A 12469-nucleotide genomic window follows, 5' to 3' on the forward strand; every position below is an offset into this window, starting at 1 on the left:
CGGCCCCGGCTGGCGCGGGGCGGCCCCGGCTGGCGCGAGGCGGCCCCGGCTGGCGCGGGGCCCCGGGCGGGCGCGGGGCGGCCCCGGCTGGCGCGGGGCGGCCCCGGCTGGCGCGGGGCCCCGGCTGGACGCGAGGCGGCCCCGGCTGGCGCGGGGCCCCGGGCGGGCGCGGGGCGGCCCCGGCTGGCGCGAGGCGGCCCCGGCTGGCGCGGGGCCCCGGCTGGCGCGGGGCGGCCCCGGGTGGACGCGGGGCGGCCCCGGCTGGCGCGGGGCGGGCCGGGTGGACGCGAGGACCCCGGCGGAGGCGGGGGCGCACGCGCGCCCGGGCCCGGGTCGCGGCGCGGTTACGCGTCCAGGGCCTCGCGCCAGACCCTGACCGCCTCCGGGGAGACCGGGGCCTTCCAGCCGTTCGGGCGGGCCGCGCCGCCGATGTGGAAGGCGTCGAGGCCCGCCGCGCGGAGTTCCGGGAGGTGGTCGAGGCGCAGCCCGCCGCCCACCAGGATCTGCGGCTCGTAGCCCGGCTCACCCGATCGCGCGGCCTCCGCCCCGAGGACCGCGAGGCCGTCGTCGACGCCCGTCGCCGCGCCCGCCGTCAGGTAGGTGTCCAGGCCGGGCAGGTCCGCGAGCTGCTTGCGCAACGCGTCGCGGTCGGCCGCGCGGTCGATCGCCCGGTGGAACGTCCACCGGCAGCCGTCCAGCACGGCGATCAGCCGCTCCACCGCCACCAGGTCCGCGTCGCCGTCGGCCGTCAGGAAGCCGAGTACGAACTCCTCCGCGCCCGCCTCCCGGAGCTCGCCGGCGCGGGCCACCAGGGCGTCGATGTCACCCGCCGCGAAGCCGTCGGTCAGCCTGAGCATCACGCGCAGCGGAATGTCCACGGCGGACCGGATCGCGGCGAAGCCGGTCCGTGACGGGGTCAGCCCGTCGGCCGCCATGTCGGTGACCAGCTCGAGGCGGTCCGCCCCGCCGGCCTGGGCGGCGACGGCGTCCTGCTCGTCGAGGGCGATCACCTCAAGGACTGCACGGTTGCTCATCGAGCCCATTCCTCCATGAATGACGGCTACAGGTCTAGTCCAATGACCACCCTAGCCGTGCGGGTGGCCCCCCGCATCGTGCGGTGCCTCATCCGCACCGTCCGTCGTCGTCTGCCCCGCGTGCCCCGCATGGACCGTGAACGCCGCCGTCCGCACCCTGCCGTCGTGCAGGAAGTCCAGGAACAGCCGGTACGAGCCGGCGCTCGGCGCCGTCGCCGTGAAGGAGACGTCCGGGCCGGGACCGCCTTCGTTGGGGTGGACGTGCAGATAGGCCATGTCACCGTCGCGCAGCGCGACGAGATGACCGTACGCCCCGAGATAGGGCTCCAGATCGGTGACCGGCCTGCCGTCCTTGCTGACCGTGAGCTTCAGCTCGCCCGCCCTGCCCGGGACGAGCGCGCCGCCCAGCGTGACCTCGTAGCCGTCGACGGTCGCGGTCCGCGCGGCGGCCGGGAGCGGCCGGGGGGCGTAGGCGCCGGGTACGGACAGGTCCACCCCCAACGTCACGCCCGTGGCGTTCTTCGCGGCGGGCTTGAAGTCGGCGAAGGCCTTGTAGCCCCCCGCGGCCGGGAGGTCGACGGGGGTCGACCAGGTGCCGTCGGCCGCGCGCACGGGGTGGAGGTGGCGGTAGACGGTGAGGTCCCGCGAGGCCACGACGACGTGCATTTCCTTGCCATGCTCGGTGCTGTACGCGGTGACCTTCCCGCCCGCCGCGTCCTTGATCGAGAACTTCAGCACGCTCTTGCCCGCGGCCGGCTTCGGAGTCTCCATGGCGAGCGTGTAGCCGCCCTCGGAGATCTGGAGGCCCCCGGCGACGGGCGCCTTCGCGGCCCCTTCCTTGTGGCCGTTGCGCCCGGCCGCCTCCTCCTCGGGCTCGGCCGTCCCGGCCGCGTGCTCCCCGTGGGCGGCCTTCGCCGGTTCGTCCACGGGGCCGACCCCCTGGCCGACCCCGTACGCGGTGCCGAAGGTCGCGGCGAGGGCGGCGGCGAAGGCGGTGATCTTCACTCCGGTGTTCATGGCGGCTCTCCCGTACGTGAGTCGGCGTTCGATGCATCTCACGATACCCCTAGGGGGTATGAAGTCAAGCGGGGTGAACGCTTGCGCCGTGTACCCGAGGGGGGTATACATGGAATCGACGAACAGATACCCCCCGAGGGTATTCACCCCAGCGAGGAGGACGACATGGGTTCCTGCTGTACTCCTGACGGCAGCTGCTCGACCGGCTCCGGCGAGGCGGCGACCGGCACCGCCGTCGCCGACACCACCGCCACCGTCTACGCCGTGTCGGGCATGAGCTGCGGGCACTGCAAGGCCGCGATCACCACCTCCGTCTCCGCGCTCGACGGCGTCGTCTCCGTGGACGTCGACCTCGCCGGCGGCCTGGTGACCGTGACCACCGGGGGCGCCCCGGACGACGCCGCGGTCTCCGCCGCCGTCGACGACGCCGGCTACGAGCTCACCGGCCGCGCCTGACCGTCCGCCCCCAGCCCGACCCGACCGCCCGACCCGACCGCCCGACCCGACCGCCGGGGCCCGTCCCCCGGCGGACCCCGGCCCCCGCCAGAGATTTCGAGGGCGCGACCACGCGGGCGAGTGAGGCAAAGGGGCGTCCGGAGGCGAACCGAGCCCCAAAAAAAGAGGAGCAGGCAGTGACTACGAGCATTCCGGGCGCCGCCCAGGTCGAGCTCGCCATCGGCGGCATGACCTGCGCCTCGTGCGCGGCCCGTATCGAGAAGAAGCTCAACCGCATGGACGGGGTCGAGGCCACCGTCAACTACGCCACCGAGAAGGCGAAGGTCACCTTCGACGCGGACGTCTCCGTCCAGGACCTGATCGCCACCGTGGAGGCCACCGGCTACACCGCCGAGGAACCCGCTCCCCCGCGCGCCGGGTCCGGCGGCGAGGACGGGCCGGGCGACGAGGAGAAGGCCGACGAGGAGCTACGGCCCCTCAGGCAACGGCTGATCACCGCCGTCGCCCTCGCCGTCCCCGTCATCGCGATGGCAATGGTCCCGGCGCTCCAGATCGAGTACTGGCAGTGGCTCAGCCTCACCCTCGCCGCCCCTGTCGTCGTCTACGCCGCCTGGCCGTTCCACAAGGCCGCCTGGACCAACGCCCGGCACGGCGCCGCCACCATGGACACCCTGATCTCGGTCGGCACGATCGCCGCGTTCCTCTGGTCCCTGTGGGCGCTGTTCTTCGGGACCGCCGGTACGCCGGGGATGACCCACCCCTTCGAGTTCACCATCGCCCGCACCGACGGCGCCGGGAACATCTACCTGGAGGCCGCCGCCGGCGTCACCGCCTTCATCCTGGCCGGGCGGTACTTCGAGGCCCGTTCCAAGCGCAAGGCGGGCGCCGCGCTGAAGGCGCTGATGCAGCTGGGTGCCAAGGAGGTCACCGTCCTGAAGGACGGCCGCGAGGTCACCGTGCCGACCGCCGAACTCCAGGTCGGGACACGGTTCCTGGTCCGCCCCGGCGAGAAGATCGCCACCGACGGCACCGTCGTCGAGGGCTCCTCCGCCGTGGACGCCTCGATGCTCACCGGCGAGTCCGTGCCGGTCGAGGTCTCCGTCGGCGACTCCGTCACCGGCGCCACCCTGAACGCGGGCGGCCGGCTCGTCGTCGAGGCCACCCGCGTCGGCGCCGACACCCAGCTCGCCCGCATGGCCAAGCTGGTCGAGGACGCGCAGAACGGCAAAGCGGCCGCCCAGCGGCTCGCCGACCGGATCTCCGCCGTCTTCGTACCGATCGTGATCGCGCTCGCGCTCGGCACGCTCGGCTTCTGGCTCGGTACGGGATCCGGCCTCACGGCCGCGTTCACCGCCGCCGTCGCCGTACTGATCATCGCCTGCCCCTGCGCCCTCGGCCTCGCGACCCCGACCGCCCTCATGGTCGGCACCGGCCGCGGCGCCCAGCTCGGCATCCTGATCAAGGGCCCCGAGGTCCTGGAGACGACCCGCAAGGTCGACACGATCGTCCTGGACAAGACCGGCACCGTGACCACCGGCCGGATGGCCCTCCTCGCGGTCCACACCGCCGACGGCGTCGACGAGACCGACGTGCTGCGCCTCGCGGGCGCCCTGGAGCACGCCTCGGAGCACCCCGTCGCCCAGGCCGTCGCCACCGGCGCCGTCGCCCGGGTCGGCACGCTCCCCACCCCGGAGGACTTCGCCAACGTCCCCGGCCTTGGCGTCCAGGGCGTCGTCGACGGCCACGCCGTCCTCGTCGGCCGCGAGAAGCTGCTCGAGGAGTGGGCGATGGAGCTGCCCGAGGGGCTCAAGTCCGCGAAGGACGACGCCGAGAAGGCCGGCCGGACCGCCATCGCGGTCGCCTGGGACGGGGCGGCCCGCGCGGTCCTGGAGGTCGCCGACGCCGTCAAGGAGACCAGCCCCGAGGCGGTCCGGCGGCTGCGCGCGCTCGGTCTGACGCCGATCCTGCTGACCGGAGACAACAGGGCCGTCGCCGAGACCGTCGCCGCCGAGGTCGGCATCGACGAGGTCATCGCCGAGGTCATGCCCCAGGACAAGGTCGACGTCGTCAAGCGCCTCCAGGCGCAGGGCCGTTCGGTCGCCATGGTCGGCGACGGCGTGAACGACGCCGCCGCGCTCGCCCAGGCCGACCTGGGTCTGGCGATGGGCACCGGCACGGACGCCGCCATCGAGGCCGGCGACCTCACCCTCGTACGGGGAGACCTGCGGGCCGCCGCCGACGCGATCCGGCTCTCGCGCCGCACCCTCGGCACGATCCGCACGAACCTCTTCTGGGCCTTCGCCTACAACGTGGCCGCCCTGCCGCTCGCCGCGGCCGGACTGCTCAACCCGATGATCGCCGGCGCCGCGATGGCCTTCTCCTCGGTCTTCGTCGTCGGCAACAGCCTGCGCCTGCGCGGCTTCCGGGCGGCCGACGCGTGACCTGACACGAGCGCCCTGGCCCCAGGCGCCCGCGGCACATCGAGGGCCAGGTCCGGGCGGGCGGCGGACGGCGGACGGCCCCACCGGGTCGCCTTCAAGGGCCTCCGCCCCACATACGCGAGCGCCGTGGCCGAGGAAGGCTGAGCCTCCCCCGACCACGGCGCCGTCGCGCTGCGGTGCGCTGTGATCAGCGCGTCGCGACCACCGCCACGGCGAGCGCCGCGAAGCCCGCGGCCCACAGGGCCGTGCGGCCCACGACTCCCCCGCCGGTGATGCGGCCGTCCGCCGCCGGGCGCCACAGCGCCGCCGGCTCCGACCACAGGTAGGCGGGGAATCCGGCCCCGAACACCAGGCACGCGGTCAGCCAGTATCCGGCGCTCGGGGCCCGCAGCCGTGCCCGCACGACGATGTCGGCCAGCACGGCCACCCCTGCCGCGAGGACGGCCCAGGCGAGCCAGGTGGTGGAGATGAACCGCCAGTACAGCACCGGGACCAGGGAGGCGAGCCCGCCCAGCCTCTCCAGCGGATCCTTCCGGTCGAACACGACCGGCGTGGTGCCGAGCTCGTCCCGCACGAGCTCCTCGAACTCGGCCTCACCGCCCTCGCCTCCCGGAAGGGTCGCGAAGCGGTGGGTGAGCTCCCTGTCGCCGGCGAACCCGGTGGTCCACCGCACGCCGACCGCGTCGGGTGCGGTGTAGAAGACATGAACCACCGAGGTTCGGCCGGCGCGCACGTCGTCGAGCAGCTCCCGCATCGAAGCCTGGCGCGGGACTAGGTTCGACAGCAGGTCGACAGCCGCGGCGAGCAGAAGCAGCAGCGCGAGCACGCGGAAAGCCCGGTGCACCGAGCCTCGGGCCCGTACGGGCAGACGGTCCAGCACAGGCACTGCCACTTCCGTCCCCTCTCTCATCTTCGATCAGCGGCCGGTCACGGACCGACCGTGATCGTCCAGTAGTAGGTCTGGTGCAGGGTGCCCATCTGCTTGCCCTGCCCGATGTCCGGGATGACGTGCGTCAGGGACTCCGTGCCGGTCTCGTTGTAGGCGGCGAACGCGACCGTGAAGGACCGTTCGCGCTTGTTGACGTTGATGACCTGGTGGATCTGATCGTAGGAGCCCATGAAGGCCTCCGGAACCCCGGACCCCTTCGCGCCGTCGGTCAGCATGCCGGTGATGTCGTTGAAGAAGTTGGTCTTGGGGTCCTTGTAGGAGGATCTTCCGCCCATCGAGGCGGGGTCGATGTCGTAGTCGGCGGCCTCGATCTGGCTCTTGAGCTGGTTGACGATGTTGAGGCTGTGCTTGTTGGCGGCGAGCTGCTGGGTCATGAAGCTGCCGACGCCGAAGGCCCGGTTGCCTCCCTTGCCGTTCATCCACTCGTTGAGCAGGTCGTTCCAGGTGTCGGTGGAGCCGATGCCGGCGATGTCGGCACAGCCCGCCGCGACCCCGGAGGAGACCATGGCACCCTCGACGCACGGGGTGGTCTCGTGGGTGAGGACCTGGACGTACTTCTTCAGGTCGACGCCCAGCGCGTGGTAGAGGCCACCCTTCCACTTCTTGGCGATGTTGTTCAGCGCGCGCTGGCAGGCGGCGTCGCAGCCGCCGCCACCGCCACCGCCGCCACCACCGCCGCCACCGCCGCCACCGCCGCCGCCGCCCTGGTACTCAGGGCACTGCGGGTTGGTCAGGCTGGGGCAGGGAGCGCCGCCACCGCTGGAGACCGGGATGCCGCCCTTGCAGGTGATCCCGTACTTGCTCGGGTTGTCGCACTCGGGCACCTTCTCGCCCGTCGGGTCGGCCTGGGTGACCGGGTTGTTGTTGGCGTAGGCGTACCCGTTGAGCGACTGGGCCTGGTCCAGGGTCAGCTTGGGGTCGGCGCTGATGAACTGCCCGATGGACGGGTCGTACTGGCGGGCGCCCACATGCGTCAGACCGGTGGTGGCGTCGGTGGTCTTCCCGAGGAAGCCCTTGTCGTCCGGCCAGGCGGCGCCGGTGACGGTTCCGCGGTTCTCGCCGAAGACACCGGTGTAGCGCTTGGTGAACGTCTGCGTGCTGTCCGAGCCGACGGCCAGGCTCTGCGTGCCGTGGTGGTCACCGGCCAGGTAGGACACCTTCTGGGCACCCGACTGGTTGGTGCGGACGGCGACGTTCATGCTGCCGGAGGAGTACGAGCGCTGGGCCCAGGTGGTGCCGTTGGCCCGCAGATGCACCTCGGTGGCACCGGCGTACAGGATCCGCTCGCCGCCGGTGGTGGCACGGACGAGCAGGGTGCCGTCGGCGTCGTAGAGGTAGTCCGTGGCCTTGGTGCCCTCGGTCAGCTTCGTGAGCTGACCGGACTCCGACCACTTGAGGTCCTGGGCGCCGGTGGCGCCGGGACGCTTGGTGGTGTTGCCGGTGTTGTCGTAGACGTAGGAGCGGTCGGGCGTGGTGCAGTTGCCGCTTGCGCTGGTGCCGTTCAGTGTGTGCTTGCGGGCGGTCCAGCAGTACGTCGTCTTCGTGTCGCCGGTGCTCTTGTGCGAGGTGACGGAGGTGCGCTGGCCCGCGGTGTTGTACGTGTACGAGTCCCAGTACGGCGCGGGGCCGGACAGGGACGTCGCGCTGCGCGGGTCGGAGCACTTCTGCGAGGACGGGGTCCAGGCCTCGGTGAGCCGCCGGTGGCCGTCGTAGCCGAAGCACTGGGTCTCGGCCTTGCCGGCGCCGCCGAGCAGCGTCGGGTCGGTGATCGACAGGACGTTGCCGGACAGGTCGAAGGTGTAGTTGAGGTCCTGCAGCATCCACGGGTGGGTCTGGTCGGTGACGTGCGAACGCGTCAGCCGGCCGGTGCCCTCCTCGTAGGTGTTCGTGACATAGGTCTTCTTCACGGCCTCGGTGTTCGCCGTGCCGAGGGTCAGCTGCTGGGCCCGGCCGAGGGCCGAGTAGTCGACGCCGAGGAGGTAGCCGGTGGAGCCGCCGATCGAGGTGACGAGACCGAGGTCGTCGTACCCGTAGGCGACGGTCTCCGAGGCCAGTCCGCCGAGCGCGGGCTCGGTGGTGTTCTGCAGCGAGCCGTCGATGTTGTAGTAGCTGCTGTACGAGAGGGTCGTGGGCACCCCGGCGGTCACCAGCGGATCGGTCGCGGGCAGCGTCAGGGTCGAGGCGGTGGGCCGGGACATGGTGTCGTAGGCGGTCACCGACCGCGTGTACGCCTGGCCTGCCTTGCCGCCGACGTAGCGGGTGGCACCGGCCCGCTGGCCCTTGAGGACGGTGTCGTAGGTGTATCCGGTGAGCTGGTTGGCGTCGGTGACCGAGCCCGTCCAGGTGCCGGTGACGCGGCCGAGCTCGTCGTAGCCGGTGACGACCGTGCCACGGGGGTCGGTGACCTTGGTGGGCCGGTCGAGCGCGTCGTAGTACGTGGTCGAGGAGCCCTTGTCGGGGTCGCCGACCACGCGCTCACGCCCGAACACGTCGTGCGTGTAGGTCCACTGGGCGCCGTCCGGGCCGGTCACCGCGGTCTGCTTGCCGTCCAGGGTGTAGCCGAAGCGGGTGGACGCGTAGGTGACGCCGAGGGCGCCGCCGTACTGGGTGTCGGTCGGCAGCGGCCCCGCGTATTCGCGGGTCTCCACGGCGCGGCCGCGGGCGTCGGTGATCGTCCGGGTCGCCGTGCCGCCCTCGGCGGCGGTGGTGGCGGTCGAGTCACCGGTGTACGTGGTGGACGTCGACCACTTCTTCACGCCGTACACGAGCAGGGTGCTGGTCGTGGCCCGGCCGGCACCGTCGAAGACGGTCTCGGTCTGCTTGGGCGCCTCGCCGTACTCGGCCCGCGTGTAGGTGCCGTTCGGAGTGGAGGTGGTGTCGAAGATCTCCTCGTACGACTCGTAGGCGAGGCCGCGCGAGTCGTAGCGGGTGTCGGTCAGGAGCCGGCCCCCGTCAGGGGTCGGCGCCTGGACCTGCAGCGGGCGCAGCAGCGCGTCGTAGATCGCGTACGAGGTGTTGTAGGTGGTTCCGTCCTTCTTCAGCTTCGCCGTGGAGACCCACGACTGCCTGGTGTCGGACATGCTGTACGTGTACTTCTGGCTGGGCGCGTAGCCGCCGCCCCGGTTGCGGTCGGGGAGCCAGACGTCGGTGAGCCGGCCGAGGGCGTCGTACGCGGTCTCGGTCTTCTTCAGGTTCGCGTCGTAGCTGCGCTCCGGCTGGCCGCGCCGCGCGTCGAGGAAGGTCGTCGCCTTGAACCCCTTGGGGTCCGTGGTGATCGTCTTCGTCAGCGGGCCCTGGTCGGCCGGGGTGTAGGCGGTCGTGGTCGCCTTGTCGTGGGCGTCCGCGAGGCTGACCGGGCGGCCGAGGGTGTCGTAGCCGGTGGTGGAGAGCTTCTGCCAGACGGGCTGGTTGTCCGTCCCGTAGCTCTTGGCCCGTCCGGTCCAGGTCGCCAGGCCCTTGGTGGGCTTCATCGTGGCCGACCAGGCGGCACCGTCGTAGGCGGTGGCGGTGTCGGAGAGCACGTCACCGCGGCGCGTGTCGTCGGCGGGCAGGTCGAGGTCGGCGTCCGCGACCGTGCAGGCCCGGCCGACGGTCCGGGTACGGGAGGCCAGCGAGACGAGCCCGATGGCGGTGTCCCGGGCGTACCAGGTGTACTCGCAGGTCTCGTCGCCGCTCTTGGCGTCGTCGCCCCGGTCCTCGACCTGGTACGGCATGCCGAACGCGTCGTGGTCGGTGACGGTGGTGTGGGCGCGCCAGGTGTTCGACGCGGTGAGCAGGGTGTAACTGGTGGACTCGCCGACACGCACGAAGCGGGCGACATGGTCGGCCGCGTCGGGGACGTCCTGGCGGGCGGTCTCCTTCAGCCACGGCTTGTGGACCTCGGCGCCGATGGCGGTGGCGCCGTCGTAGGTGACCTTCTGCCGCAGCTTGCCCTGGAAGGCGTCGGTGTCGGCGACGGACGCCACGCCGAGCGCGGGCGCGGAGAGCGGGGCGAGGCTGACGGACTTGGTGGTGCCGTCCTTCTTCTTGTCGCCGTCCATGCCCTGGAAGAACAGCGAGACGCTCTTGGAGCGGGTGGTGTTCAGGGCGCCGCCGTACGCGGTGACCTGACGGTAGCCGCGCCAGTCGGACCAGGTCCGCTCGTCCTTCGGGGTGAAGGGCTCGTCGCTGTGGTGCCAGGCGGCACCGCTGTACTCGTAGGAGTTCTCGACGGTGTCGTTCTGGCCGGCCGGGTCGGAGACGGTGACGGCCAACACCCGGTACTTGTGGAACCAGTCGATCGAGGCCTCCTCGGCCCCGTTGATGTTCCAGAACTGCGGGTAGCAGCTGCGGGTGTTGGTGTCGGGGGCCGCTCCGAGCACCTCGCCGCGCACGCACTCGGGCGCGGACAGGGACACGGTGGTGATGGCACCGGTCTCGGAGGTGACGGTGGAGATCCGGGGCCGGGACAGCGGCAGGATGTCGTCCGTGCCGTCCACCCGGTTGGGCCGCATGTGGTAGGTGAAGGAGACCGGCCTCAGCTCGATCGCGGTGCCCGCCTTGGCGGTGCGCACGATCGACTGGAGCGAGAGCACATGGTCGGAGCTGTCGCCGATGTCGCCGCCGTCCAGGTACTTCTGGTTCAGGGCCCAGGAGTCGACCGGGTCGTAGGCGCTCGTGGCGGCGTTCCACGAGAAGGTGTCGACGCTCGTGGTGCGCTTGCGGGAGAAGAACGACGGGCCGCCTGACTTGCAGTCGGTGTCGTCCTTGGAGCAGATCGCGTCGAAGGGGACGTCCGGCCAGTTGTCGGAGGTGGCGTCGGTCAGCGAGCCGCAGTCGGCGACCGTGCACCGCTCGGCGTGGCCGAAGGTCACCTTGGCGTCGGCGGTGTCGGTGAACAGGGCACCCTTGCGCAGGCCGTACTTGACCTCGGTGAGGTAGCCACCCCGGACGTACGAGGTGCTGGCCTTGGTGGCCTTGTTCTTCTCGTAGTAGTTCGACTCGGCGGTGTACCAGTACGTGGAGGCGTTCCCGGAGGGGTCCTCGACGAGGTCCACGTTCCAGCGCCAGGCCTGGGTCAGCGCCCGGTCCGCGAACGCGGTGCCCTTGTCGTAGCCCGGCTCGCCCGTGTCGTCACCGAAGACGGGGACGGTCCAGGTGCTGTTGGTGCGCTCCGTCGCGGCGCCGTCGAGCTTGTTCCTGCCGAAGGTGTAGGTGGTGCCCTCGGTGACGACGGTCCAGTACTCGCCGTTGTCGTCGCCGTTGTCGGCGCCGGTGTGACGGGTCACGGTGGAGGCGTCGTCGCCCTCCAGGTGCCATGCACCGCTGGTGTTGTCCTTGACCAGCCGGTCGGACTTGCCGTTGAGGACGAGCCGGGCGTTGTCGTACTTCCAGCAGCGGTCGTAGACGTCCTCGTGGCCGTCGTCGTCACAACTGCCGTAGCCACGCTCGATGTAGGACTCGCCGAGCGAGAAGCCCTCACCGACGGCGCTGCCCTGGTTGTTCGAGGTCGCGGTGCGGCCGTCGACCGAACCGGAGTCGTAGGAGAGCGCGAGGGAGGGTGTCGGACCGGCCGCGGCCGGCGGCAGGGTGAAGCCGTAGTTCCAGGTGAACGAGCCCGAGCCGGAGCCGGCCTCCCAGGAGGACGACGCGGCGAGCGGGGTCGCCGCGAAGTCACCTGAGCCGTTCGCGGCCTCGCCGCCGCCGACACCGTCCGCCGTGAGCGCGAACACGGTCGCACCGGAGGCGGCGGCCGGGGCGGTCAGCAGCTGGGTGGACGGTCCGCCGACGGCCTCGGCGAGCGCGAGATCGGCCGACACGGTCTGGGCGGACCGGTCGTTGTGCGACGTCACCGGGGTCTGCGTCCGGCACTCGGCCTTCGTCGGCGTGGTCAGCGCACATGCGGGCAGGGTCACCAGGCGCAGCCGCCCGGACCAGCCGCCGCCGACCGCGGAGGCGAAGGAGCCGTAGTCGACGGTGACCTTCGCCGTGCCGGCGGAGTCGGCCTCGGCGGTCAGCAGGACTCCGGTGACCCCCGCCCTGCGGGTCGCCTGCTGGTCGAGGACGGTCACGCGCGCGTCGGCGCCGGGCGCCCAGCCGGCCTTGCCCGGCTTCGGGGTCAGCGTGACCGGCAGCCCGCCGGGCTCTGCGCTCCCCGCCCTGCCCGCCGTGAGCGGCAGCTCAGCCGAACCGCGCGCGGGCCAGGCGGCCCGCTGTTCCCGGGCGGCCTGGGCGGCCTGGCCGTCGTTGGCCTTCCGCTCCCTGGCGACCAGGTCGCGGGCCTTCTTCGCCCCGCCGCCCGTGATCTCCCTGACCTTGCTGACCCGCTGCTCGGGTACGTCGGGACGGCCGAGGCCGCCGGGGCCCGCCGCCTGGGCGACCGGTGTCCAGCCGACCGGTACGGCCAGCGCCAGTGCCAGCGCGGCCGCGAGGGTCCGGGCGCGACGACCGCCGCCACCGTCCCCTCTGTCGAATCTGCCCATGCCTGTCAACATCTTGGATCCACCCCGAAAGTACGTAAGAGAGAAACATCGGAAACGAGTTGTGGAACGGCCACGCGCCCGTGTGTCCGGCGCGTGGGTACGACAGGGGCG

At 72.1% G+C, this 12469-nt stretch carries 6 protein-coding genes; 2 read left to right on the forward strand and 4 right to left on the reverse strand.

Translation table 11 applies throughout. The features are described 5' to 3' along the window. Positions 1-344 precede the first annotated feature (344 nt). Together ACZ3IJ_RS20160 and ACZ3IJ_RS20165 are read right to left on the reverse strand one after the other, a co-directional pair. Entirely contained in the window at positions 345-1034 is a 690-nt protein-coding gene (locus tag ACZ3IJ_RS20160; RefSeq protein ID WP_467469993.1) for a copper homeostasis protein CutC, read from the reverse strand. Between the two features lie 51 nt (positions 1035-1085). Beyond that, positions 1086-2051: a hypothetical protein gene (locus tag ACZ3IJ_RS20165; protein ID WP_467469995.1), complete on the reverse strand. Its 966-nt coding sequence runs from the start codon at positions 2049-2051 to the stop codon at positions 1086-1088. A gap of 165 nt (positions 2052-2216) precedes the next feature. Here ACZ3IJ_RS20165 and ACZ3IJ_RS20170 point away from each other — a divergent pair, with 165 nt between their 5' ends. Both ACZ3IJ_RS20170 and ACZ3IJ_RS20175 read left to right on the forward strand, forming a co-directional pair. After that, the gene (locus ACZ3IJ_RS20170) at positions 2217-2507 is read left to right on the forward strand and encodes a cation transporter (protein ID WP_467469997.1); all 291 of its coding nucleotides are present in this window, start codon (positions 2217-2219) and stop codon (positions 2505-2507) included. 176 nt (positions 2508-2683) lie between these two features. Further along, a complete protein-coding gene (locus ACZ3IJ_RS20175; protein WP_467469999.1) occupies positions 2684-4948 on the forward strand; it encodes a heavy metal translocating P-type ATPase in 2265 nt (754 codons plus the stop codon). 187 nt (positions 4949-5135) lie between these two features. Here ACZ3IJ_RS20175 and ACZ3IJ_RS20180 read toward each other — a convergent pair whose 3' ends face one another. Together ACZ3IJ_RS20180 and ACZ3IJ_RS20185 are read right to left on the reverse strand one after the other, a co-directional pair. After that, positions 5136-5840, reverse strand: a complete 705-nt coding sequence (locus ACZ3IJ_RS20180) for a hypothetical protein (RefSeq protein ID WP_467470000.1) — start codon at positions 5838-5840, stop codon at positions 5136-5138. 35 nt (positions 5841-5875) lie between these two features. After that, the gene (locus ACZ3IJ_RS20185) at positions 5876-12358 is read right to left on the reverse strand and encodes an RHS repeat domain-containing protein (protein ID WP_467470002.1); all 6483 of its coding nucleotides are present in this window, start codon (positions 12356-12358) and stop codon (positions 5876-5878) included. Between the last annotated feature and the right edge of the window lie 111 nt (positions 12359-12469).

The organism is Streptomyces sp. NPDC013317, from assembly GCF_055563155.1.